The following is a 23,757-nucleotide window of genomic DNA, read 5'->3' as shown; positions in this document are numbered from 1 at the left end:
GCGGGTTGCGCGCTTCGGTACGCCGGCACCGGCTACGACGGTGCTTCGGTAGGTGAACGGCACATCTCGAGCACCTCCTAGCGATCGCCCGCCAGTAGCCGCGTCTGCTCGATCGCGCCGGTGACGGTGATGTGCTGGGTGACGAGCAGGTCGTGTATCAGGGTCCTCCTCGCTGGATTCGCCTGGTGCGTCGGAGCTGGTCGTCACCCCTCGGCGTCAGCGGACGGTGAAGCCGGCTTTGCGGAACGCGTCGGCGAGGGAGGTCTCGTCCATCGGGGTCTCGGGCTGGTTGCCACGACCACCGGATCCCCGGTTGCCGCCACGCCCGCCCTGACCACCTTGGCCACCCGAGCCACCAGCCCCGCGACCCTGACCGCCCTGACCACCGGAAGCGCCCGGACCACGGCCCTGACCGCCGGAGCCACCCGAGCCGCCCGGACCACGGCCCTGACTCCCGGATCCGCCAGGCCCACGGCCCTGGCCGCCTGATCCACCGGGACCACGCCCCCGACCGCCGCCCTGACCGCCACCAGGGCTGCCGGCCTGGCTACGGCCCTGGCCGCCCGGCTGGCGGCCAGGAGAGCCGACCTCGTCGTCCAGGCGGAGGGTGAGGGAGATCCGCTGTCGGGGGATGTCGACCTCGAGTACCTTCACCATCACGATGTCGCCCGGCTTGACCACCTCGCGCGGGTCCTTCACAAAGTTCTTCGACAGCGCCGACACGTGCGCAAGCCCGTCCTGGTGCACGCCGATGTCGATGAACGCGCCGAACGCGGCCACGTTCGTGACCTGCCCCTCCAGCTTCATCCCCGGCTTCAGGTCCGCGATCTTGTCCACACCCTCGGCGAACACCGCGGTCTTGAACGCCGGCCGCGGGTCCCGCCCCGGCTTCTCCAGCTCGGCCAGGATGTCCGTGACGGTCGGCAGACCGAACATGTCGTCGACGAAGTCCGCCGCTTTCAGCCGCTTCAGCTCAGCCGACCCGATCAGCGCCTTTACATCGGAGCCGGTCGCGTCGAGGATCCGCCGTACGACGGGGTAGGACTCCGGGTGCACGCTGGACGCGTCGAGGGGGTCGTCGCCGTCGGGGATCCGGAGGAACCCGGCTGCCTGCTCGAACGCCTTCGGTCCGAGGCGGGCGACGTCCTTCAGCGCCGTACGTGACGTGAACGGGCCGTTGACGTCGCGGTGCTGGACGATGTTGTCCGCCAGGCCGGGCGTGATGCCGGAGACCCGGGTGAGCAGCGGCGCGGACGCCGTGTTCAGGTCGACGCCGACCGCGTTCACGCAGTCCTCGACGACTGCGTCGAGCGAGCGGGACAGGGAGTTCTCGGGCAGATCGTGCTGGTACTGGCCGACGCCGATCGACTTCGGGTCGATCTTTACCAGCTCGGCCAGCGGGTCCTGCAGCCGGCGCGCGATCGAGACCGCGCCGCGCAGCGAGACGTCCATGTCGGGCAGCTCCTGGGACGCGAACGCCGACGCGGAGTAGACGGATGCGCCGGCCTCGGACACGACGGCCTTGGTGAGCTTGAGCTCCGGGTGCTTGGCGATCAGCTCGGCCGCCAGCTTGTCCGTCTCGCGCGACGCCGTACCGTTGCCGATAGCAATCAGTTGTACGTCGTGTGCTGCCGCCAGTGCGGCCAAGGTGGCGATCGACTTATCCCACTGGTTCTGCGGGACGTGCGGATAGATGACGCCGGTGTTGACGACCTTGCCGGTCGCGTCCACGACGGCGACCTTCACGCCGGTGCGGAAACCCGGGTCGAGGCCCATCGTGGCGCGCGTGCCGGCCGGCGCGGCCAGCAGAAGGTCGCGCAGGTTGGCCGCGAACACCCGGATCGCCTCGTCCTCGGCGACCTGCCGCAAGCGCATCCGCAGGTCGATGCCGAGGTGCACGAGGATCTTCGTCCGCCACGCCCAGCGGACCGTCTCCACCAGCCACTTGTCGGCTGGGCGGCCCAGGTTGTCGACGCCGACCTTGCGGGCGATGGTCGTTTCGTACTCCGTCGGACCGTCCACCTCCACGCCCGCAGGCAGGGGCTCAACGGTGACCGTCAGCACGTCTTCCTTCTCGCCGCGGAACAGCGCGAGGATCCGGTGCGACGGCATCTTCGTGAACGGCTCGTCGAACTCGAAGTAGTCCGAGAACTTCGCGCCGTCCGTCTCCTTGCCCTCACGGACCGCGGAGGCCAGTCGGCCCTGCTCCCACAGTCGCTCCCGCAACGAGCCGATCAGGTCGGCGTCCTCGGCGAACCGCTCGACGAGAATCGCCCGGGCGCCGTCGAGCGCGGCCTGCGGGTCGGGTACTTCGGCGTTCACGAACACCGCGGCGGCGGCGAACGGCTCGACATCCGGGTCGGCCATCAGCCCGTCGGCGAGCGGCTCGAGGCCGTTCTCGCGGGCGATCATCGCCTTGGTACGGCGTTTCGGCTTGAACGGGAGGTAGATGTCCTCCAGCCGCGACTTGGTGTCGGCCTCCAGGATCGACGCCTTCAGCGCGTCGTCGAGCTTGCCCTGGCTCTCGATCGAGTCGAGCACGGTCTGCCGACGCTCCTCGAGCTCCCGCAGGTACCGCAGGCGCTCCTCGAGGGTGCGCAACTGGGCATCGTCCAGCATCCCGGTAACCTCTTTGCGGTACCGCGCGATGAACGGGACCGTCGATCCCTCGTCCAGCAGCGCTACCGCTGCCCGCACCTGGTTCTCTCCGACCTCAAGCTCTTCGGCGATCCGCTGCTCGACCGACTGCACCACCACTGTCCGTTCCCCTCATCGCCCAACAACCACCGAGCATTCTGCCCCGGCCAGGTCCCACATCCTTCCCCATCCCACCCCCCACCCTGAAACCCGTCCCACCCGCACCTGTGGACAACCCGTGCGATCATCCCTGTGGGGAGGAACCACATGGGGCAGTTCAAGCAGTACGTCGAGAGGGCCGACCCGCCGCCCAGGCTGATGCGGGTCTTCTGTCTGATCGCGCCGATCGCCTTGATCGTGCAGGCGGTCGACAGCCGCCACCTCGAAGACATCCTGACCGCCGCGTTTGCCACGGTGCTGTTCTTGCCGTCCGGTATCGCGCCAAAGGCATACCGCGCCCGCCTCGCGGCGTTGGACAGACACCTGGTACTGAGCGCCGCATTCATGTTCTTGCTCATGCTCTGCGTGCTCTTCGTCCTGCTCTCCGAGTTCATGAGCCGCACCACCAGCCTGTACGTCGCCGCGCCGGCCAGCGCCGTACTCACTGCCATCGCCGCCGTCCGCCAACGCACCCGCACCCGCACCACACGATGAGCGGTAACGTCGACTGGCCGGGGCGGGGGCCTACGTGGTTGGGGGGCGGCGCGGGCTGGCCTGGTGGAAGTGGTACTCCGCGGGTACGACGAACTCCCCGTGACCAGTCGCGGGGAGTTCGTCGTACAGAATGGTCAGGCGGCTTCGCAGAGGAGTTCTTCGGGCTCCGAGGTGACCTCGGTCGGCTGCTTGGCGGGGCGCATTACGGTGACGGCGATGGCTACCGCGGCGGCGACGATTACGGCGGCGATGGCGAAGGACAGGTGGTAGCCGTCGGTCAGGGCGTCCAGGGCGGGCTTGGTCGCCGCAACCGAGGCGGTACGGGTCGCGGACAGTGTCGCCAGGACGGCCAGGCCGAGGGCGGCGCCGACCTCGCCCATGGTGCCGATGAGGCCGGAAGCCAGACCGGCGTCCTCGGGCTTCACGTCCGACATCGACAGGCCCATCAGAGCCGGGAAGCAGATGCCGCCGCCCAGACCCAGCAGGGCCAGCACCGGCAGGACGTGGACGAAGTAGTTGCCACCGACCGGGGCCTGCGTGAACAGGGCCAGTCCGACGACGATCAGTGACAGTCCGGCGATCAGCGGGCGGCGGGGGCCGAAGCGCATCACCAGCTTCTCGGAGTACTTCACCGACAGCAGCCCCATGATCGCGGTGGTCGGCAGGAAGGCCAGTCCGATCTCCAGAGCGTCGTACCCGAGTACGCGCTGCAGGTACAGCGAGCCGAGGAAGAAGATGCCGAACATCCCGGAGCTGGACAGCGCCTGGACCAGGTTCGCGCCGGTCAGGGTGCGGGAGCGGAAGATCCGCAGCGGCACCAGCGGGTTGGCGGCGGTCGCCTCGCGGGCGATGAAGCCGGCCAGCAGTACCAGCGTCACCGCAGTCAGCACCAGCGTCCGCGGAGCGGTCCAGCCGAGCTCAGCGGCCGGCTTGACGATGGTGAATACGCCGACCATCAGTGCTGCGGTGATCAGCACCGCACCCGGTACGTCGGTGCCCTTGCCGATCCCCAGTCCCTTGTCCTTCTCGATGAACTTCAGGGCCAGTACGACGGTCAGCACGCCGATCGGCAGGTTCACGAAGAAGATCCAGTGCCAGCTGATCGCCTGCGTCAGTACGCCGCCTGCCAGCAGGCCGATCGACCCGCCGGCGGATGCGACGAACGCGTACATGCCGATCGCCTTGGCCTGCTCCCGCGGCTCGGGGAACAGCGTCACGATCATGCCCAGGATCACTGCGGAGGTCAGTGCGCCGCCAACACCCTGGACGAACCGGGCGATGACCAGCACCTCCTGCGACTCAGCCAGACCGCAGAGCACAGAGGCGGCGGTGAAAACGACCAGACCGGCGGTGAAGACGTTCCGCCGACCGAGGAGGTCGCCGAGCCGGCCGGCCAGCAGCAGGAGGCCGCCGAACGCGATCAGGTACGCGTTCACCACCCATGCGAGGGAGGAGCTCGTGAAGCCCAGGTCGTCCTGAATGGCCGGCAGAGCCACGTTCACCACGGTCACGTCGAGCACGATCATCAACATGCCCGCGCAGAGGGTGTAGAGCGCCAGCCGGCGCGAGCGGCCGCCCTGCGCAGCCGGCGCAGTCGCCAGGGTGTCGGTCGTCGCGTACATTCCGGTTCTCCTTGCAGTTCGATGTAGTGGCCTTACACCTCTACGTCGAACCAGGAGGGGTCAGATTGACACGTCGTCAGAAGTTTTTTCGCGACGCGACCAAGACAGCGTGTACGCCGTGAGTGCCGGGACCAGTCCGGACCCGACAAGGAGCAGTGTCGGCACCACTGACGCCAGCGCGAACCAGGTGAGCAGTACGACGACCCCACCGGCCACCGGGATCGGGCGGCGCAGCAGAAACAGGTTGGCGGACCGGAACAGCGACTTGACCGTGGAGGTCTCCGGCGCCGCCGGCAGGATCGCCAGACCGCTCAGGTACAGCCCGAGGATCATCCCGGTGAGCGGGATCAGGATGGCGAGCGCGAAGATCCGCATCGGACCGTGCGCGTTCGCCCAGAAGGAGATGCCGAACGCCAGCAGCACTCCGCCGACCCACAGACCGAACGCGGGCAGCCAGAACTGCTTCATCGCCCAGCGGAACTCCTTGAAGAACCGCCGCAGCAGCTTCGGCCTCTCCTGGCTGATCGCGTCCGGCACCACCCGCTGCATCGCGAACGCGGCCGGGAACAGCGTCAGGATGCCCAGGCTGATCACCACGAAGACGAGTTGCAGCATCAGCAGGTCGCCGACGACCGAGACCTTCGACAGCACGCTGCTCGTCCGGTTGGCCTTCTCCACCGATCGTCTCCTCGTTCCGTACGGGCGGGTCCTGATCGTATGATCACGAACAATCACGTAGAGACCAGGGGACTGCATGCTTGCACAGGAGCGCCACGAGCTGATCCTGCGTAGCCTGCGCCGGCACGGCCGGCTCCGGGTGGCCGACCTGGTCGCCGAGCTGGGCGTCTCCGCGATCACAGTACGCCGGGACCTGGCCGAACTGGACTCGGCCGGGCTGCTGCGCCGGGTGCACGGCGGCGCGATCGGTACCGGAACCGCCGACCAGGGGACGCACGGGAGCCGCCTGACGATCGGCATCGTCGTACCGAGCGCGACGGCGTACTACTCCGACGTGATCCGCGGCGCGGAGGCGATGGCGAACCGGTACGGCGCGCGCCTGGTCCTCGGCGTCTCCGGGTACGACGTGGCGACCGAGCGTGAACGGCTCGACAAGGTGCTCGGGATTGGGGTCGCTGGCCTGCTGATCAGTACTGCGCTGGGCGACGGCGACGCGGACCGGCTCGACACCCGGCTGGACGACATCGACGTACCGGTCGTGCTGATGGAGCGCGCGTTCGGGTTCCCGCAGGTGGCGCGCGAGTACGACCACGTCCGCACCGATCACGCGTACGGCGCGATGCTGGCACTGCGGCATTTCGTGGCGCTCGGGCATCGCCGGATCGCGATCAACCTGCAGGCCACGGTCACGGCGTACTGGCTGCGCCGGGGGATCGAGTCGGCCGCGAAGGCGCTCGGTGTCGAGGTGTTCCTCTCGCCGGTCGACCTGCCGATGCGCGGCGACGACCCCGGCGCGGTCGCACAGCTCGACGCGTTCCTCGCCGAATGCGAGTCGTTCGGGAGTCGCGCCGTGCTGGTCCACTCCGACGAGCACGGCGCCCGCCTGGTCGAACGCGCGATGGAGCTCGGCCTCCGCGTTCCCGAGGACCTGGCGGTCATCGCCTACAACGACGTCACCGCCGCGCTGGCCGTCGTACCGCTCACGGCGGTCTGCCCGCCGCGGCGTGCTCTCGGCGAGACCGCCTGCGACCTGTTGCTCCGCAAACTCCAGTCGCCGGGGATGCCCGTACAGCACCTCAGCCTCCTCCCCAAGCTCAAAATCCGCACCTCCTGCGGAACCGCGACGACGGAACAGAACCTCTCCGTGTTCCGGTTCTGATCGAATGTGATCATTCGAGCGCCGAGGTATTGACGAGGAAAGCCCTTTCCCATACTTTCGCTGCACTTGGGGCCGCGGGCCCCGGCTGAACAAGTCAGCGAAGGAGTTCCCCTGTGAGACGTGGAGTGGGACTGACCCTGCTGGCCGCAGCGCTCAGCGTGCTGGTCAGCAGTTGTGGCAACGGGGTGATCGACAAGAGCACCGACGGCGTACCCCCGGCCGAGGCGACCGGGACGTTGCGGGTGCTGCTCCCGTCGTTCCCGCCCAGTACGAAGGGGCGAGAGGCGTTCCAGAAGGTCGTCGACGATTTCCATCAGGCCTATCCGAAGATGAAGGTCGAGCCGGACTTCGCGACGTACAAGAACCTCAACGAGAAGATGTCGACCTCGATCGCAGCCGGCATCCCGTACGACGTGATGGTCACCGGTGTCGGCTGGGTGCAGCCGTTCGCGTCGAAGCGGATCTTCGAGGATCTCGGCAACTACGGCGTGACGCCGGACGTGATCAAGCAGAAGAGCACCCCGGCGCTGATCCCGGCGGTGACGTACGACGGCAAGCTGTACGCGTACCCGCTGATCGCCGACGCCCGCGCCGTCGCGCTGCGTAAGAGCGCCTTCATCGAGGCCGGACTCGACCCGGACAAGCCGCCGGCGTCACTGGCCGAGCTCAAGGTCGCGGCCGAGAAACTCACCAAGCGGGACAAGAACGGCAACATCACCCGCAGCGGTTTCGACCTCGCGTCGGCGACCGGCTTCCGCCAGTCCTTCACCACGTTCCTGGCCTCGACCGGTACGCCGCTCTACGTCAAGGGCGAACCGAACTTCGACAACAAGGCCGGCCTGGACACGCTGCTGTGGATCAAGTCGATGATCAACAACGTGCAGCCGTACGGACAGACCAACGCGGCGCAGCAACCTCTGGTGCTGACTGGTGAGGCCGCGATGGGCATCGTCAACGGCGGCGTGGACTGCTCCGCGGACGGCATCGGGCAGAAGAACTGTGACGACCTGAAGTTCTTCCGCTTCAACAGCGGCAAGGAGATCGAGTACGTCGGCGGCGACCTGGCCTCGATCGGCTCCCGGAGCCGGCACAAGGACGCGGCCTGGTCCTTCATCCAATCGCTGACCAAACCGACGACGCTGGACGCCCTGGCCAAGCTGAACAAGAAGGTCCCGGCCTACAAGGACGCGAGCAACTCGCCGCAGGCGAAGTCGAACCCGCTCAGCCAGTTCGTCGCCGACGGCCTGGTCCACGCGGTCAACGAGAACGAAGTGCCGGCCAACTGGCTCGAGATGCGCGGCAACTTCGACATCCAGCTCACCCAGGCGGTCCTCGGACAGAAGGATCCCGCCAAGGTGCTGCACAACCTGGCAGGACAGTCCCGATGAGTACAACTCTTGAACGTCCCGCGCTCGCCACGCCCCGCAAGGTGACCTCGTCCAAGGACGGCCGGACCCTGATCCGCAGTCAGGCGCGGGCCGGCTGGGCCCTCCTCGCGCCCGCGTTGCTGCACTCCGCGGTGTTCATCGTGATCCCGGTGATCGCGGTCCTCGTGCTCAGCCTGACCGACTACAGCTTCGGCGACACTTGGGCCTGGGTCGGGTTCGGCAACTACGCCGACCTGTTCCGCGACGTCGACTTCCTGGCGTCGCTGTGGCACACCGTGCTGTACGCGCTCGTGGTGATCCCGATCTCGATGGCGATCTCGCTCGCGGTCGCGGTCGGGCTGAACCAGAAGATGCGCGGCCTGGGTTTCTTCCGGACCGCGTTCTACATCCCGACCGTGACGGCGACGGTTGCCGTGGCGACCATCTGGCTGTGGATCTACAACCCGGGCTCCGGGCTGGCGAACGGCTTCCTCAGCCTGTTCGGGTTCGCGCCGAACCGCTGGCTCGCGGACCCGGCGACCGCGCTGCCGTCGCTGATGGTGGTCGGTATCTGGCAGGGCCTCGGGACCAAGATCATCATCTATCTGGCCGCGCTCCAGGGCGTCTCGCGGGATCTGGTCGAGTCGGCCGAGCTGGACGGCGCGGGCCGCTGGCAGCGGTTCGTCAACGTCACCTGGCCGGCCATCGGCCCGGTCCAGTTCTTCGTCTTGATCACGTCGATCGTCGGCACCTTCCAGGTGTTCGACCTGGTGTACGTGATGACGCAGGGCGGCCCCGGCTCGGAGACGCGCGTACTGGTGATGGACATCTATCAGAACGCGTTCCAGGACCTGAAACTCGGCTACGCGTCCGCCGAGACCGTGATCATGATGATCGTGATCGCGCTCTTCATCGGCGTCGGACGCCTGCTCCAGAAGGCGGATGCCAATGACTAGCTTGACCGTCGCGGTTTCGAAGCCGCCGGTACTCCGGCCCGGCCGCATCCTGCTGTACGTCGTCCTCACGGTCGGCGCGCTGCTGATGATCACGCCGTTCGTGTGGATGCTGCTGACCGCGTTCAAGAGCAACCTGGAGATTGCGAAATTCGGCTGGCTGCCGGGGGAGCTGCGCTGGCGGAACTTCGTCGAGGCGATGCAGACCGCGCCGTTCCTCACGTACTTCCGCAACAGCCTGTTCATCGCGATCGGCGAGACCGCGTTCACGCTGGCGGTCTGCACGACGGCCGGCTACGCGTTGGCGAAGCTGCCGATCCGCGGCGGCAAGACGCTGCTGAACTACTTCATCGTGCTGCTGCTGGTGCCGTTCCAGATCATCCTGGTGCCGCTGTTCCTGATCGTGAAGTCGATCCCGTTGTTCGGCGGCAACAACATCCTCGGCCAGGGCGGGATCGGCTGGCTGAACTCGTGGTGGGGCCTGATCATCCCGCTCGGCGCGGCGCCGCTGTTCACGTTCCTGGCGCGGCAGTTCTACGTCTCGCTGCCGGAGCAGCTGGCGCAGGCGGCCCGGGTCGACGGGCTCGGCGAATTCGGGATCTTCTGGCGGATCATGACCCCGCTGATCAAGCCGGCGCTGATCACGATCGCGGTCTTCCAGATCGAGGCCGCCTGGAACGGATTCCTCTGGCCGTTGATGATCACCACGTCGGACAGCCTGCGGCCGCTGCAGCTCGGGCTGGCGATCTTCTCCCAGAACCCGGCGGAGATCCAGTGGCCGTACCTGATGGCCGGTACGGCGCTCGCGACGCTGCCGATGATCGTGCTGTTCGTGTTCGCCCAGAAGCGGTTCGTCGAAGGAATGGCGAACGTGGGGATCAAGGGCTAGCGGATCCGGGGGCAGATCCTCGAACAGGTGCTCACCCCGCCCCGGGTGAGCACCTGCGAGGCCCCCTCCACATGCGGTGGTCCCGAAGAAACACCGGAACTCCCCACTAGGTCCCCCCTGCTGGTTCGTTCACCCGTTTATCGGCGGAGTGTGCCGCCCGTTACAGCATTCGTGAGGGTTTTTCGCCGGTTCTCGCAATGATTTCCCGAAGACAGCAGGAAGTGCGACGTATTGCGACGGCTCGTGCACACTCAGTGCATGGGGTAACATCTCCGACGTGACTGCCGGGTCGGCTTCTAGCCATTACCGAGTTGGGTCCCCGGCTGCGTTCTGAGCGCCGCGCGGGCCCCGCCCGCATCTCTGATGTCTGCGAAAACCCTTTCACGACACCAGAGAGAAGCGAATCCTGAACGATTTCACTGCACAACTCATTGCGGAGTTCACGGCGAACGACGGCCGCGTCGGCGGTCCCTTCGAGAACTCCAGGTTGTTGCTCCTGACAACCACCGGCGCGCGGACCGGGCAGTCGCGCACCGCGATCCTCGGGTACTACCCGGACGGTGACCGGGTCCTCGTCGTCGGCTCCGCCGGCGGCAGTCCGAAACACCCGGACTGGTACCACAACCTGCTCGCGAACCCGAAGGTCAGCATCGACCTCGGTCTCTTCGACTATCCGGCAACGGCAGTCGTACTGCGTGGCGCCGAGCGCGACGAGGTCTTCGCCCGACTCGTCGAGGCCGACGCCGGGTGGGGCGAGTACCAGAAGGGCACGACCCGGAAGATTCCGGTCGTCGCGCTCGTGCAACAGCCGGGGCCACCCGCGCACGGTGGTGGCTCTTTCGCTGAGGTACTGAAGACCATCCACTCCGCGTTCCGGCGCGAGTTGGCGCTGATCCGGCACGAGATCGCAACGTCCGCCTCGCTGGGGGCACAGCTCCGGATCAACTGCCTGACCATGTGCCAGGGCCTGCACTACCACCACACCGGCGAATCAACCGGGTTGTTCCCGGCACTGCTCCAGCAGCATCCGGAACTGACGGATGTGATCGCAGTACTGCAGGAGGAACACGACCAGATCGCAGTACTGCTCGCTGAGCTCGAGAAGTTGGCCGGCACAGACGTCCTGGACCAGGTGGACGAGCTGATCGCCCAGCTCAACGCCCACCTGGACCGCGAGGAAGCCGAACTCCTGCCCTATCTCTGAGGCCGGGCCCTTGCGCTGGGGGTGGTCGCGGGAACATGATCCGGCCACCGCCAGCGTGGCTTTCTGGGGGGAGCCTGCCCGCGGCACACGGAGGTCCACAAGATCGATCCAGGGGAGGAACCGTGAGCCGTTACGTCTTACGCAGAAAGGGTTTCGTCGCCGCCAGTCTCTTGGTTGTCGCTGCAGGTAGCCTGACAGCGCTGCCACCGGCATCGGCCGACACCGGAGTCCAATCGACGTACGTCGTCGTCTACTCAGCCGGCGCGAAGACCGTCGGCGCCGACAAGGCCGTCGCGTCCGCGGGCGGTACGCTCGTCGCCAGTTACGCGGCGATCGGCGTCGTCATCGCGAGGTCCTCGCAGAGCGGGTTCGCGGCTGCGATGAGTCGTACCAAGGGAGTCGAGAGCGCTGCGGTCACCAGCGGCTTCGGCATCAAGGCTCCCGACATCTCGGCCGGCGACGCGGCGGGGCCGACCCCGCTCGCTGCGTGGGGCGACTCGTTGTCCGGTGCGCAGTGGAACATGCGTCAGATCAACGTGCCCCAGGCACACGCGATCACCACGGGCAGCCGGACGGTCCTCGTCGGTGACATCGATACCGGCCTGGACTTCACCCATCCCGACCTGGCGCCGAACTTCGACGCGGCGAACAGCACCGACTGTTCCAGTGGCGCACCGCAGAACCTTGCTGTGGGCAATGACAGGAGCGGGCACGGGACCCACACGGCCGGCATCATCGCGGCCGCGGCCAACGGTACCGGCGTCGTCGGCGTCGCGCCGAACGTGCGGATCGCCGGGATCAAGTCCAGCAACGACGACGGGTTCTTCTTCCCGGAGATGGTGATCTGCTCGTTCGTCTGGGCCGCGACGCACGGCGTCGACGTCACCAACAACAGCTACTTCGCCGACCCGTGGCTGTTCAACTGCCGCAACGACGCCGGTCAGCGGGCCATCTGGAACGCGGAACGCCGGGCCATCGGCTACGCGCAGTCCCAGGGGGTCACCGTGGTCGCGTCGGAGGGCAACGACGCGACGGACCTGTCCCACCCGACCACCGACGTCATCAGCCCGGACTTCCCGCCGAACTCCGAGGTCGAGCGCAACATCACCAACGCGTGCGCAGTGGTGCCTGTCGAGGTGCCCGGTGTCGTCGGAGTGACAGCCACTGGCAGCAAACGGCTCAAGTCCTACTACTCGTCGTACGGCACCTCGACCGCCGACGTGGCCGCACCGGGCGGCGACCGGAGGCTGCAGATCCTCCAGCCTGGAGGTGGGCGCGTGCTCTCGACGTTCTCCAGTGTCGGCACGATCTGTGCTGCGAGCCTGACGGTGGTGGAGAACGGCGCGAAGTACTGCTACCTGCAAGGTACGTCGATGGCCGGACCTCATGCAGTCGGTGTAGCGGCGCTGCTGCTGAGTGCCCACGGTGACATGCCGCCGGGTGCGCTGTCCGCATCACTGCAACGGTCGACCAACGCACTCAGCTGCCCGACCGATCTGTCCATCTACGCCCCGTTCCCGCAGAACAGCGGCGCACCGCAGACCTGCCAGGGAGGCAGCGGCCACAACAGCTGGTACGGCTCCGGTGAGGTCGACGCACTGAAGGCTGTGAGTTAGTACCGCTGGGCCAGGAGAGCGAACGAGTTCGGCAGGCGGCCGGACCAGGCTGCCGCGTTGGTGCCGTCCTGCGGGCGCCAGAAGGGTTCGGCGTACTCCTCGAGAACTTGCAGGTGCAGCCCGGCGGCGGTGATCGCGGTGACGATGTGGCCTAGGTTCCATTGCCATTCGCGGGCACCGTTGCCGGGGAACGTGTCGTTGACGTGTGACTCGGCGAAGTAGCTGCGGTCCGGCCGGATCCGCGGCTCGTCCTCGTCCCAGGTCCACAACGGGACGGCCGGGTGGGACTCGTACACGAACAGGTGGCCACCCGGCCGCAGTACCCGCGCGACGTCCCGCGCCCAGGCGGCGATGTCACGCATCCAGATCAGTGCGCCCTTGCCGGTGTAGACGAGGTCGACGGACGCGTCCCGCAGCGGTACGCCGGGAACCTCGGCCACGACGTACCGACAGGCGACACCCACATCCTGCGCCCGCCGCTGCGCGGCACCGGCCGCCACGGAGCTGTAGTCCACGCCCACGACGCTCCTGGCACCTGCCTTCACCAGTGCGACGTCATCCAGCCCATGTCCGCTCTGGAAGTGCACCACCACCGGTCCGTCGGCCAGCACAGGTGCCAACAACTCCTGCTCCCGCGCGAACAACCTGCCGTCGCCACGAGCCTCCTCAAGCAGTACGTCGTACTCCCGAACATGCTTCGTGGAAGCCTGCTCCCACGCGGCCCGATTACCCGCCACCACCTCATCCATACCCATAGTCAGCCCGACAGACCGACTTCGAGCAAGCGCATTTCACTCGTTGTGGAGGACTTCGGCGATGGTGGTGCGGGCGGCTCTGCGGGCGGGGAAGTAGGCGCCGGCGGCGGAGATGAGGATGCCAGCGAGGACCAGGAGCGCGAGGAGTCCGGCGGGGTAGACGTGGAGCATGAAGTCCGGGAGTTCTATCTGGGCTCCGTTGGCCATGGCGGGGACGACCAGGCGGTGGGCGAGGATCCCGATGGGGATGCCCAGCAGGCCTCCGACGGCTCCTAGCGCGATCATCGAGGTCACGACCATCAAGGTGACCTGTGCGGGCGTCATACCGATCGACTTGAGCATGCCCAGGTCGCGGCGGCGTTCGCGGGTGTTGAGTACGACGGTGTTGAACACACCGAGCGCCGCAACGGTCCCGAGCATCAGCGTGAGCAGTACGACGGTCGCGAGTACGACGGCCACGAACGTGCCGGCGTCCTGCCCCTCCGTCTCCTGCAGCCCGGAATCCTTCGCCTGCACAGCTTTGACTACCGCATTCAGGTCCGTCCCGGGCTTCACGTTGATCTCGTAGATGTTCGCCCGCAGCTCGGGTGCGATCAGCGCGAGCGTCGCCCAGTTGGACAGCACCTCGTCGCCGGAGTTGTACATCGCCTTCCCGACAATCTGCGCCCGTACGCTCTTGCCGTTCGACTGCAGCGTGATCGTGTCGCCGACCGCCAGACCGCGCTGCCGCAGGAAGCGTTCCGACACGACCACCTGTCCCGGGCCGTCGAACCAGCGCCCGGCGAGCATCCGGTAGCCGATCTGATCGAAGTCCCCGCGGTAGAACGACACGTGGAGGTCTGTCTGCGTACCTGCGAGCCGCATCTCCAGGTTGGCCATCGCCGCCACCGACGTGACGCCAGGCGCAGAACGTAGTACGGCCTCGTCCTCGGCATCGGTCAGCTTCGCACCTGGTGGCGCACCTGGTCCCTCTGGCCCGGAGCCGTTCGGACCAGCGAAGATCGTCAGATCAGTAGCACCCGCTCGACTCGCAGCGGTCTGGTACGTCGTCAGCGACTTCCCCAGCCCCACCGCCAGCGTCACGCTGGTGACTCCGAGCACCACAGCTGCCAGCGTCAACGCCGTACGCCCAGGACGAGCGAACGGCAGGCCCAGACCCAGACTGACCGGCCTAGGCAGCCGGGTCCCGCCCAGCCACCGCTGCACCCGCAGACCTCTCCCGGCTCGCGGTGCGCTCCCAGCACTGATCGCCTGCGCTGCCGACAGGCTCCGGGCCTTCAGTGCCGGCAGGAATGCGGAGAGCGCAACGAGCGCAGGTACGCCGAGCAGCGTGGCTATGTCGACCCAGATCGGGACACTGGTTCCGCCGGCGCCGTAGTTCTCGAAAGCCCTTGTCAGAAGGGATGTGGCGAGTACGTTGCCTAGGACAACACCACCGGCGCACCCGACGACAGCGGGGATCGAAATCATCCCGAGGTACACCATCATCACCTGTGTCGGCGTGAACCCCAGTGACTTCAGCACACCGATGTGCTTGAACCCTGCGACCACTGCACCGCTGACTACGTTCGCCACGATCAGTACGGCGACAGCGAGCCCTAGCCAGCCGAACACCATCAGGAACGGCACGAACGTGTTCGGCTGACCCGCTGTCAGCGCCCGCAATGCCAGGTACGACTGCGTACCGAGAAGGGCGTCGCTGGGCAGTCCTGCTGTCACAGCCTTCTGCCCAGCCGTGACCTCCGCGTTGGTGGCGGCGTGGGCGAAGCGGTACAGCATCTGCGTCGACGTCGGGTGCAGTGCGTTCATTTGTTCCGGCGTGACCCACGCGTCGGCCGACTGACTCACGCTGTACGCGAACCCGACGATGGTGAGCGTCTGACCGGCGGCGGTCACCGTTCCGTCCAGCTGCGGCGTACCGCGACCACTGGACTCGGTCGGGTTCCGGTTGAGCACGATCTCGCGGGGCTTGGTCGCCCAGCGGCCCTTCCACACGTTGAGCCGGTCGACGGAGCCGCCGGGATCCGCACGCCCCACAGTCACCAGTGACCCCATCATCTGGGACTGAGCGAGCTCGAGCGTCGCCTGCGGGAACGGTCCGCCCACAGCCGCCGCACTGCGCGCCGCCTCTGTCAGCTGCGCATCAGTCACCTTGCTGCGGTCGTACGACGCAGTCAGCTGCGAACCGCTCTGTTTCGCGTACGCCCGGTCGAACGGACCACTCGACGCAGCCAGCAGGCCCAGTGCGACGACGATCATCGTCGTGGAGAGCAGCACGACCACAGCGATCACCACGGTCTGCACGCGGCGCCGTCGTACGGCTGCACGCGCTACAGGCCACACGGCGCTCACGCCGTACGCTCCAGGCTGCGTTCGCCGTCGATCTGCCCGTCGACGAAGTCGATGACCCTGCTGGCGCAGCGTGTCGCGAGCTGCTGGTCGTGTGTCACCAGCAGGAGCGTCTGGCCGATCTGGTTGAGGTCCAAGAGCAGGTCCATCACCTGCTCGCCGGCACGGGTGTCGAGCGCACCTGTCGGTTCGTCGGCGAGGAGGATGGCTGGACGGTTCATGAGCGCACGGGCCACTGCGACTCGTTGCCGTTCACCACCACTCAGCTGCGAGGGGTAGGTGTTGCGGCGACCGGCTATGCCGAGCTCCTCGAACAGCTCGAGCGCGCGCGTCCGTGCGTGCGCGGCCGACGTACCAGTGAGCTGTGCGGCCAGTGCGACGTTGTCGAGCGCCGACAAGTCGTCCAGCAGGTTGAAGAACTGGAAGATCATCCCGATCCGTCGCCGCCGGAACAGCGCCAGCCCTTTCTCGTCCAGCGCGCCCAGGTCGTCGCCGTGCACCACGACGGACCCTGACGTCGGCCGGTCCAGCCCGGCGACCATGCTGAGCAGTGTCGACTTGCCGCTACCGGACGGTCCCATCACCGCGACCGCCTCACCGGCGTGGATCTCCAGCGACACTCCGTCGAGTGCGGCGGATTCGCCGTACTCCTTGCGTACGGCGGTGAGCTGTACGACCGCCTGTCCGTTGTCCTCCGTCATGCTGCTCACGCTAGGGCCGGTGAGTGTGTGGTGACGTCAGCCTGCCGGGCTAATGTCGGTGGCGCGTCATCCTGGAGATGTACGGCGGTGCGCCTGGCGGATGATGCGGTTTGGGGAACGGCTTTGGGACAGTGGGTCTCGTGATGTGGTTCCTTGTGGTGCTGCTGGCGGTGGTCGCCGGTGTACTCGCGCTCGCCTATGTCCGGGCTCGGCGTGTTTATGGTCGCGCGCTAGAAGAGCGCGGGTGGTTGCTGGAGCGGGAACGCGAGACGGCGACGCGCACCGCGGTCGACGCCGAGCGGGCGCGGATAGCGCACGACCTGCACGACATCGTGAGCCACAACGTCAGTGTCATGGTCATCCAGACCGGTGCGGCCCGGCAGGTGCTGGCAACCGAGCCAGAGCAGGCTGAGGCTGCTCTACTCGCAGTAGAAGCCGCAGGTCGCGACACCATGGCTGAGCTGCGCCATCTGCTCGGGTTACTCGCACCGAAGGCCTCGGGTGACGACGACGACGCCCTGGCGCCGCAGCCGAGTCTGACTCGTCTGAGCGAGCTCATCGACCGCATCGCGTTTGCTGGTCTACCTGTCGAGGTACGGATCTCCGGAGACCCCTACCCGCTACCGGGCGGCGTCGACGTCACGGCGTACCGCATCATCCAAGAGGCGCTCACCAACGCCCTCAAACACGGCGACGGCGTCACGGCCAACGTGACCGTCCGCTACGCGCCTCACGCACTGCGGGTCGAGATCCTCAACTCCGGCCCGAGCGTCCTGACTGGCAGTGGTCGCTCGGCGGTCCCTGACGGCGAAGGGCGCGGGCTCCTCGGCCTCAAGCAACGCGTTGCCGTGTACGGCGGCCAACTCGACGCCCGCCGGCGCCTCGGCGGGGGCTTCCGCGTCCGCGCCAAGCTCCCGCTGGAACGCCCGTGACGCGCGTGGTGATCGCGGACGACCAGGCCCTGGTACGCACCGGCTTCCGAATGATCCTCACCGCCCGCGGCATCGAGGTCGTCGGCGAGGCCGCAGACGGCGCCGAAGCAGTGGACGCCGTACGACGCCTGCACCCGGACGTCGTCCTGATGGACATCCGCATGCCCACCATGGACGGCCTGGAAGCCACCCGCCGCATCCTGGCCACCCCGACCGACTGCCGCGTCCTGATCCTCACCACGTTCGACCTGGACCGCTACGTGTACGCCGCCCTGGCCGCCGGCGCCAGCGGCTTCCTCCTCAAGGACGTGACGCCCGAACACCTGGCCGCAGCCGTCCACCTGGTCACCACCGGCGACGCCCTCCTGGCCCCCTCCATCACCCGCCGCCTTGTCGAACGCTTCGCCACCCCCGCAGCCGCCCAACCCGCCATCCACCGCGACCTCTCCAACCTCACACCCCGCGAACTGGAAGTCCTCACCCTCATGGGCCAAGGCCTCTCCAACGCCGAAATAGCCACCGCCCTCACCCTCAGCGAAGCCACCGTCAAAACCCACGCCGCCCGAATCTTCGCCAAACTGTCTCTCCGAGACCGCTCCCAAGCCGTCGTCCTCGCCTACGAAACCGGCCTGGTGACCCCCGGCGATCGGTGAACGGTTGCCGGGTGGCTTCCGAATCAACTAGATTCACCGGACTTTCTCAGCCACCGAAATCGGGTCGCCATGCGTGATGAAGCTGAATGCATTCTGTGTGCGGCGCGCGGATCCCTCCGCCGTCGCTTCAGCAAGGAAAGCTACGGCATCGCGGAGTGCCTGACCTGCGGACTGGTGCAACTCCAGCCCACGCCGACTCCGGAAACCCTCCGCGCCCTGTACGAGACGGATGCGTACTTCGGCGGCGTGGGTTCCGGCTACTCGGAGTACGAGAGCCAGGAGCCGGAGTACCTCGCGACCTTCCGCGAGGACATCCGGCGCATCGCCGAGTTCGTCCCGACCGGGAAGGTGCTGGAGGTGGGCTGCGGGTACGGCTACTTCCTGCAGTGCGCGCTGGAGGCCGGGTACGACGCCTACGGCATCGACCTCTCACCCTCCGCGGTCAAGTGGGCGTCGGAGCGCATGCCGGACCGGGTCTTCTGCGGCTTGCTGGAGGAGGTGCCGGAGATCCAGGAGCAGCAGTACGACGTGATCTTCGGATCGCACCTGATCGAGCACCTCGTCGAACCGGGCGCATTCCTCGAGCGCGCCGGCCGCCTGCTCCGGCCGGGCGGCGTGATCGTCCTGGTGACACCCAACATCGGAAGCCTGCTGTCGCGAGCGTCCGGCCGACGCTGGGTGTCGTACAAGATCCCCGAACACGTCAGCTACTACGACCCGCGCACGATCACCGACCTACTGAACCGCACAGGCTTCGCCGTCCACGCCGTCGACAGCGCCTACCAGTACTACGCACTCCCGTTCGTCGCCACCCGCGTGCGTGAACTCTTGCACCCGCTGTCCCGTCTGATCCCACCCGTCGAGCGCCTCCCCGCCCTGAACAAGCGCCGAATCCGCGTCACCAGCGGCTCCATGCGAGTCATAGCGGTCAAGTAACCTCGGTTGTGAAGGAAAACAACCAACTGCTCGCCTGGGCCACCGCCACGATCGGCCGACAACTCCACAAAGCCCACCCACTACACGCCGACCAAGGCCCGTGGCGTCTCGACGTCGCTGGTCGGCCCGAGCAGTACGTCTTACGCGCGCCCACACCGCGCGTCGACGCACCCATGATCGCCACCGGCGCCAGCGCACTACTGGTGGCTGAGAAGCACAGCCTGCCCGCTCCGCATCTGGTCGCCGCGGATCTCTCAGGCGAGAAGGCCGGCGTACCTGCGTCTCTCGAGACCCTCGTCTCCGGCACCACCGCCTGGCCTGTCGGAACACCAGCCAGCCTCCGAGCCGCCGGCGCCGCGCTGGCCCGCCTACATGCTGTCGCCATGCCTCCGCAGGAGCACCTGCCCTTCCGCCCGCGCCCCATAGCCGTAGACGACTTCGCCGCCGACCGCCGTACAGGCCGTATGCCGACAACCCCTCTCCTCCAGAAGGCCGACGACCTCGTGACCACCTACGGCCTGCCAGCTGAGGACACCGTCTACCTCCACGGCGACGTCTGGCCCGGCAACCTCGTCTGGGACGGCGATGGCGTCGCAGCCCTCATCGACTGGAAGACCGCCGGAGTAGGCGCCCCCGGCGTAGACCTGTCCGAGCTCCGCAAGCAAGTAGCCATCACGTTCGGCCCGGACGCACCCGCCCACGTCCTCACCGGCTGGCAACAGGCCACCGGCCGCACGGCCGACCACGTCGCCTACTGGGACGCCGTAGCAGCCCTCAACACCCCAACCACCCTGGCAGACTGGGCCACCACCCGCCGAGACGAGTTCCTAACCCAGGCCCTCACCCACCTGCCATGAGCCGGTGACCCACCAGAAGACGACGCCGGGCGGCTCCCATGTCAGGAAGCCGCCCCGGAGACTGGCGGAGGATACGAGATTCGAACTCGTGAGGGGTTGCCCCCAACACGCTTTCCAAGACCGTCATCCGAGATTCGGCGGTGATCGCTTGCCCTCGTTCAGGCGTGGAGTTCCTGCCCGGCGGACTGTCGCGGACGGTGTTGGACGATGGCGGATGAGACCCACTTTGAGACCCTTTCGCGGTCGCCATGCCCCTATGTTTCAGCCGCTCTTCTGCTGGAACATAGGGGCAGTTCGGGTCCGGCTGAGTTGGCAGCAGCCGAACCCTGGTGGGACACCTGGGACATCGGACAAGGCGCGCTGTCCCAGGCGTTTGCGCAGGTCAACGCGAGAACTGGGACAGTGGGACACCTGGGACAGCCGCAGCTTGGGAACACGAATCGGAGACGGCTGGGGGGCCGTCAGCCCGATGGGCATCTCGAACCGCCGACCTTCCGCTTTTCAGTTCGATAGGGGCTCGAAGCATGGGGAGCGGCGCAGTTGCCGGACGAGCCCGACCGGTCGAGTACGGCCGTCGCCGGTGCCTGGTGAGGCTGAACCAGTCGCTGGACTCGAAAGCGATCTGGTGAGCTGCTTCGGTAACCGTGACTGTCGTGATGTGGGGCCTTCGGTCATGGAAGCCGCACCTGACCAGGGCTTGGTCCCTCGGCCCAGGCTCGCCGCAAGGACATGCCGACTGGTTACGTCAACCGGTGGTCATATCGCCAGCTGTGCGCGATCCTGTTCGGCATGATCGAACGCAACAGTCGGCCCGATGGCGATGTGATTTCCTAATGTGGTTCACAGTCACTCCGCCCAGGCAGTACGCGCAGATCCGCCCTAATGAATGCATCTTGGTCTCAGACAATTGGGACGATTACAAATATAAGACCCAGTTCTATCTTGTATATGATGACAGTCAGGGGCAGCGGCACGAGATCGGGCAAGTCAAGATCGGTCGATTTGGGATGAATGAAAACGACCCGCGCCCGCTTATTCCATCGAGGTTTTCCGATCTGTCGCCGGATTTCTTCTCGGTGGGGCAGGATGCCAGCTACTACGAAACCATTGACGAGCTGGGTGATATTGGGCAAGAAATCATGGCTGCCCTCAATGACATCGCCGCGGATGAATCATTGTTTGGGCGCGCACTTGACGAAGATGTCACGGGTATATCCCTGCTGCGATCGGTCACCAGAGCGACGGTTGAGGGACAGTTTAAGCGCCTCGCCACCGGGGGTGCGCGTCTGTCGCCTTACTACTTCCGATTTACCATGCCGCCAGTTGGGGATGGCCGTCCATGGGGACCGACGCTCTCATTCAATGTGGAGCCGAACTCAGATCCGCCGACGAATATCCATGTTCTGGTAGGGCGGAATGGCGTAGGAAAAACGCGACTATTGGAATGCATGACGCGAGCAGCCGTTGACGCTGAAAGCAGAGTTACGGAGGTTGGCTACTTCTCATCCGAGGGGGTCGCGCGGAAGAATCCATTCGCCAATCTTGTGTCGGTGAGCTTCAGTGCTTTCGACTTGTTTGAACCTCTACCTTCGCATAGGAACAAGTCAGGTGGCATGGACTACGTCTATGTTGGCTTGAAGCCGGTTCGTACCACCAATGACGACAAGGCTCTACCGCCCAAGGCGCCAACTGCATTAGCGCGAGAGTTTGGACTAAGCCTCCGCGTCTGCTTGCAGGGGGCTCGGAAGCCTCGGTGGAGACGAGCTCTTCAGATACTCGAATCGGACCCGATATTCAGCGATGCAGATGTCTCAAGCCTCGCCGAGCAGGCCATAGATGATGAAGACGAGTTGAGAGTTCGTGGCCGCGAGTTGTATAAGAGCCTTAGCTCAGGGCACAAGATCGTACTATTGACGATCACAAAGCTCATCGAGCACGTGGACGAGGGTTCGCTCGTTTTGCTGGATGAACCTGAAGCGCACCTGCATCCGCCGCTACTTTCGGCATTCATTCGAGCGCTCTCTGACTTATTGATCAATCGAAATGGTGCGGCCATCGTGGCAACGCACTCGCCGGTCGTGCTTCAGGAGGTGCCTAGAACCTGTGTATTCAAGCTGCATCGGTCCGGGTACCAAGTGTCGGTCGATGAGCCGGATATTGAAACATTTGGGGAGAATGTCGGTACGCTCACTCGTGAAGTCTTTGGCTTGGAGGTCACTCGATCTGGATTCCATCGAATGTTGTCTGACCTTGTCAGTCAAGGTTTGAGTGCTCCCGAAATACGCCAGAGATTTGGCGGAGCGCTGGGAAGTGAGGCAGAGGCGATAATTCAGGCAATGGTGGTAAGTCGGAGGGGGAATAGTTAGTGCAAAAATTGGTGCCGCCAGCCCACCTAGATCCAACCGAAGTGTTCAAGTTGTGTATCCGCCGGATACGAGATGATGGCCTCCGTCGTCGGATGTTGTCTGTTGTGCACGAAATAGCGCCAGCGAGTGCTGCCTACGCGGCCGCCGCTAACGTCGCCGCGGTCTATTTGCTGACTGATGCGGACTTCGACCTGACCGGCGTCACTAGGACTGAAATGTCTAAACTCTATGAGCTCAAGTTTGCCGCGAAAGGCTCCGCCGGCAGAAGGATCTATGATGAGATCAAACTGGCTCCCAGGTTTGGTCGCTGTCCGCTGTGTGGTCATCGTGACGTGAGCACTCTCGATCATCACCTACCGCGGGCGCGCTATGCGGCTCTGGCTGTTGCGGCACTCGATTTGATTCCCGCCTGTGGCGAGTGCAACATTCGCAAAGGGTCCTTTGTGCCAGCAACTGCTGAGCAGCAGACTTTGAACCCGTATTTTGACGACGTGGGGAATGAGGTTTGGCTCCATGCGACGGTGGCTGAGTTGGACCCTGTCGCATTCGAGTTCTTCGCGGGTCGCCCGGCGAATTGGAGTTCGGTTTTATGTGACCGAGTGAGCCACCATTTCCGATTCTTCGGACTCGCTGAGCTGTATTCGGTTCAAGCAGCTCAGGAATTTGCAAATATTCGGTACGACTTGACGCTAATATTGAAGGCTGGAGCCACGCCCGAAGATATGCAGGCACACCTCAGCAGGCAGGCAACTAGTCGCAGCCAGCATCACTCCAATAGCTGGCAGTCTGCGACCTATTCGGCTATGGCTTCGTCAGTCTGGTTCTGCTCGGGTGGTTGGCTGACCTAGCGATCCTGTCGCTTGCATCTGGTGCCGTCGGCCGTCTTCGCCGACCGCCGTCGACGCGCCTTGACCGGCGATCACGTTCGCGACGTTCGGCGGGCGGTACTGGTCGCTCTTCTGTACCTTTCCGTCTCGCTCGATCGGTCGGCCGTCGGCGTCAAGCTTTGTCATATTGGCTTTGTGGATCTCGACGAGAACGGCGTCAAGGTCGATTCCATAGCTGATCGCCGTTCCGTACGTCGCGTACACGACGTCCGCCAGCTCGTGAGCGATTTCGACCAGGTCGCCACCCCGAGCTGCTTCCGCCGGTTCGTATGGACATTGCCGAACGGGTCGGTGGCCTGCTCTGGGCGGAGCCGAAGGCCAAGGCCGGGAAGAAGTCGAAGCGCAAGAAGCGGAAGAAGGGCCGTCGTGACGATGGTCCGGAAGGGCTGCCAGTACCCGCCTGAGAGGGGGCCGTTGAGACCCTCGTTGAGACCCTGGGACATGAAGAGGGGCCGGACGCTCAGCGTCCGGCCCCCCAGGAGGTGGTGGCGCAAGAGTCCCGCACAGCGCCCTGAACGGGGGGTTATTTATGGCGGGTGACT

Annotated in this window: 20 protein-coding genes and 1 pseudogene; 14 read left to right on the top strand and 7 right to left on the bottom strand. The window is 65.9% G+C overall.

Going from position 1 to position 23,757, the window contains the following annotated elements:
- Positions 1–216 precede the first annotated feature (216 nt).
- Positions 217–2,757: a Tex family protein gene (locus ACWF0M_RS08720; protein ID WP_452235009.1), complete on the bottom strand. Its 2,541-nt coding sequence runs from the start codon at positions 2,755–2,757 to the stop codon at positions 217–219.
- A 147-nt stretch (positions 2,758–2,904) separates the two neighbouring features.
- On the opposite strand from ACWF0M_RS08720, the gene ACWF0M_RS08715 reads away from it, so the two are divergent.
- Positions 2,905–3,291: a hypothetical protein gene (locus tag ACWF0M_RS08715; protein ID WP_452235008.1), complete on the top strand. Its 387-nt coding sequence runs from the start codon at positions 2,905–2,907 to the stop codon at positions 3,289–3,291.
- Positions 3,292–3,425: 134 nt separating this feature from the next.
- Here ACWF0M_RS08715 and ACWF0M_RS08710 read toward each other — a convergent pair whose 3' ends face one another.
- Together ACWF0M_RS08710 and ACWF0M_RS08705 are read right to left on the bottom strand one after the other, a co-directional pair.
- Positions 3,426–4,913, bottom strand: coding sequence for a DHA2 family efflux MFS transporter permease subunit (locus ACWF0M_RS08710; RefSeq protein ID WP_452235007.1), 1,488 nt, complete (start codon positions 4,911–4,913; stop codon positions 3,426–3,428).
- A gap of 60 nt (positions 4,914–4,973) precedes the next feature.
- Positions 4,974–5,591 carry a DUF624 domain-containing protein gene (locus tag ACWF0M_RS08705; protein ID WP_452235006.1) on the bottom strand — a complete coding sequence of 206 codons (618 nt, stop codon included), beginning with the start codon at positions 5,589–5,591 and terminating at the stop codon, positions 4,974–4,976.
- 76 nt (positions 5,592–5,667) lie between these two features.
- On the opposite strand from ACWF0M_RS08705, the gene ACWF0M_RS08700 reads away from it, so the two are divergent.
- The 6 genes from ACWF0M_RS08700 to ACWF0M_RS08675 all read left to right on the top strand — a co-directional run bounded on the left by ACWF0M_RS08700 (position 5,668) and on the right by ACWF0M_RS08675 (position 12,779).
- A complete protein-coding gene (locus ACWF0M_RS08700; RefSeq protein ID WP_452235005.1) occupies positions 5,668–6,750 on the top strand; it encodes a substrate-binding domain-containing protein in 1,083 nt (360 codons plus the stop codon).
- Positions 6,751–6,863: 113 nt separating this feature from the next.
- Positions 6,864–8,138, top strand: a complete 1,275-nt coding sequence (locus ACWF0M_RS08695; RefSeq protein ID WP_452235004.1) for an extracellular solute-binding protein — start codon at positions 6,864–6,866, stop codon at positions 8,136–8,138.
- Entirely contained in the window at positions 8,135–9,073 is a 939-nt protein-coding gene (locus ACWF0M_RS08690; RefSeq protein ID WP_452235003.1) for a carbohydrate ABC transporter permease, read from the top strand. The genes ACWF0M_RS08695 and ACWF0M_RS08690 overlap by 4 nt, the downstream gene beginning before the upstream one ends.
- Entirely contained in the window at positions 9,066–9,959 is an 894-nt protein-coding gene (locus ACWF0M_RS08685) for a carbohydrate ABC transporter permease (protein ID WP_452235002.1), read from the top strand. Before ACWF0M_RS08690 ends, ACWF0M_RS08685 begins: the two co-directional genes overlap by 8 nt.
- Before the next feature lie 367 nt (positions 9,960–10,326).
- Positions 10,327–11,163 (top strand): nitroreductase/quinone reductase family protein, encoded by an 837-nt coding sequence (locus ACWF0M_RS08680; RefSeq protein ID WP_452235216.1) that lies wholly within the window; start codon positions 10,327–10,329, stop codon positions 11,161–11,163.
- 122 nt (positions 11,164–11,285) lie between these two features.
- Positions 11,286–12,779: a S8 family serine peptidase gene (locus tag ACWF0M_RS08675; RefSeq protein WP_452235001.1), complete on the top strand. Its 1,494-nt coding sequence runs from the start codon at positions 11,286–11,288 to the stop codon at positions 12,777–12,779.
- Here the strand turns inward: ACWF0M_RS08675 and ACWF0M_RS08670 are convergent.
- From ACWF0M_RS08670 to ACWF0M_RS08660, 3 genes are read right to left on the bottom strand one after another with little or no spacing between them, the layout of a single operon-like run.
- On the bottom strand, positions 12,776–13,528 hold the full coding sequence (locus ACWF0M_RS08670; protein WP_452235000.1) for a class I SAM-dependent methyltransferase: 753 nt from the start codon (positions 13,526–13,528) through the stop codon (positions 12,776–12,778). The genes ACWF0M_RS08675 and ACWF0M_RS08670 overlap by 4 nt on opposite strands.
- 42 nt (positions 13,529–13,570) lie before the next feature.
- Positions 13,571–15,886: an ABC transporter permease gene (locus tag ACWF0M_RS08665; RefSeq protein WP_452234999.1), complete on the bottom strand. Its 2,316-nt coding sequence runs from the start codon at positions 15,884–15,886 to the stop codon at positions 13,571–13,573.
- Positions 15,883–16,584, bottom strand: a complete 702-nt coding sequence (locus ACWF0M_RS08660) for an ABC transporter ATP-binding protein (RefSeq protein WP_452234998.1) — start codon at positions 16,582–16,584, stop codon at positions 15,883–15,885. Before ACWF0M_RS08660 ends, ACWF0M_RS08665 begins: the two co-directional genes overlap by 4 nt.
- A 143-nt stretch (positions 16,585–16,727) precedes the next feature.
- Here ACWF0M_RS08660 and ACWF0M_RS08655 point away from each other — a divergent pair, with 143 nt between their 5' ends.
- The 6 genes from ACWF0M_RS08655 (at position 16,728) to ACWF0M_RS08630 (ending at position 23,176) form a co-directional block, all read left to right on the top strand.
- A complete protein-coding gene (locus ACWF0M_RS08655; RefSeq protein ID WP_452235215.1) occupies positions 16,728–17,516 on the top strand; it encodes a sensor histidine kinase in 789 nt (262 codons plus the stop codon).
- On the top strand, positions 17,513–18,169 hold the full coding sequence (locus ACWF0M_RS08650) for a response regulator (protein WP_452234997.1): 657 nt from the start codon (positions 17,513–17,515) through the stop codon (positions 18,167–18,169). Before ACWF0M_RS08655 ends, ACWF0M_RS08650 begins: the two co-directional genes overlap by 4 nt.
- A gap of 69 nt (positions 18,170–18,238) precedes the next feature.
- Entirely contained in the window at positions 18,239–19,105 is an 867-nt protein-coding gene (locus tag ACWF0M_RS08645; protein ID WP_452234996.1) for a class I SAM-dependent methyltransferase, read from the top strand.
- An 8-nt stretch (positions 19,106–19,113) separates the two neighbouring features.
- The gene (locus ACWF0M_RS08640) at positions 19,114–19,962 is read left to right on the top strand and encodes a phosphotransferase family protein (RefSeq protein ID WP_452234995.1); all 849 of its coding nucleotides are present in this window, start codon (positions 19,114–19,116) and stop codon (positions 19,960–19,962) included.
- 833 nt (positions 19,963–20,795) lie between these two features.
- Complete coding sequence (locus ACWF0M_RS08635; protein ID WP_452234994.1) at positions 20,796–22,328, top strand: AAA family ATPase; 1,533 nt, start codon at positions 20,796–20,798, stop codon at positions 22,326–22,328.
- A 92-nt stretch (positions 22,329–22,420) separates the two neighbouring features.
- The gene (locus ACWF0M_RS08630; protein WP_452234993.1) at positions 22,421–23,176 is read left to right on the top strand and encodes a hypothetical protein; all 756 of its coding nucleotides are present in this window, start codon (positions 22,421–22,423) and stop codon (positions 23,174–23,176) included.
- Here the strand turns inward: ACWF0M_RS08630 and ACWF0M_RS08625 are convergent.
- A pseudogene (locus tag ACWF0M_RS08625) lies at positions 23,141–23,470 on the bottom strand (pyrophosphohydrolase domain-containing protein); the annotation flags it as partial. The gene ACWF0M_RS08630 and the pseudogene ACWF0M_RS08625 overlap by 36 nt on opposite strands.
- Positions 23,471–23,484: 14 nt before the next feature.
- Between ACWF0M_RS08625 and ACWF0M_RS08620 the strand changes: the two are divergent.
- Positions 23,485–23,619: a hypothetical protein gene (locus tag ACWF0M_RS08620; protein WP_452235221.1), complete on the top strand. Its 135-nt coding sequence runs from the start codon at positions 23,485–23,487 to the stop codon at positions 23,617–23,619.
- Positions 23,620–23,757 lie beyond the last annotated feature (138 nt).

This window comes from Kribbella sp. NPDC055110 (assembly GCF_053607525.1).
Note: the sequence above shows the minus strand (reverse complement) of the source record. Positions and strands in the feature narration are given on the sequence as shown.

Bases quoted from the DNA above. Each gene is read 5' to 3' on its own strand.
- ACWF0M_RS08715 (WP_452235008.1), top strand. From the start codon at position 2,905: ATGGGGCAGTTCAAGCAGTACGTCGAGAGGGCCGACCCGCCGCCCAGG.
- ACWF0M_RS08710 (WP_452235007.1), bottom strand. From the start codon at position 4,913: ATGTACGCGACGACCGACACCCTGGCGACTGCGCCGGCTGCGCAGGGC.
- ACWF0M_RS08700 (WP_452235005.1), top strand. From the start codon at position 5,668: ATGCTTGCACAGGAGCGCCACGAGCTGATCCTGCGTAGCCTGCGCCGG.
- ACWF0M_RS08690 (WP_452235003.1), top strand. From the start codon at position 8,135: ATGAGTACAACTCTTGAACGTCCCGCGCTCGCCACGCCCCGCAAGGTG.
- ACWF0M_RS08685 (WP_452235002.1), top strand. From the start codon at position 9,066: ATGACTAGCTTGACCGTCGCGGTTTCGAAGCCGCCGGTACTCCGGCCC.
- ACWF0M_RS08670 (WP_452235000.1), bottom strand. From the start codon at position 13,528: ATGGATGAGGTGGTGGCGGGTAATCGGGCCGCGTGGGAGCAGGCTTCC.
- ACWF0M_RS08660 (WP_452234998.1), bottom strand. From the start codon at position 16,584: ATGACGGAGGACAACGGACAGGCGGTCGTACAGCTCACCGCCGTACGC.
- ACWF0M_RS08655 (WP_452235215.1), top strand. From the start codon at position 16,728: ATGTGGTTCCTTGTGGTGCTGCTGGCGGTGGTCGCCGGTGTACTCGCG.
- ACWF0M_RS08645 (WP_452234996.1), top strand. From the start codon at position 18,239: ATGCGTGATGAAGCTGAATGCATTCTGTGTGCGGCGCGCGGATCCCTC.
- ACWF0M_RS08635 (WP_452234994.1), top strand. From the start codon at position 20,796: ATGTGGTTCACAGTCACTCCGCCCAGGCAGTACGCGCAGATCCGCCCT.
- ACWF0M_RS08630 (WP_452234993.1), top strand. From the start codon at position 22,421: ATGTTGTCTGTTGTGCACGAAATAGCGCCAGCGAGTGCTGCCTACGCG.
- ACWF0M_RS08620 (WP_452235221.1), top strand. From the start codon at position 23,485: ATGGACATTGCCGAACGGGTCGGTGGCCTGCTCTGGGCGGAGCCGAAG.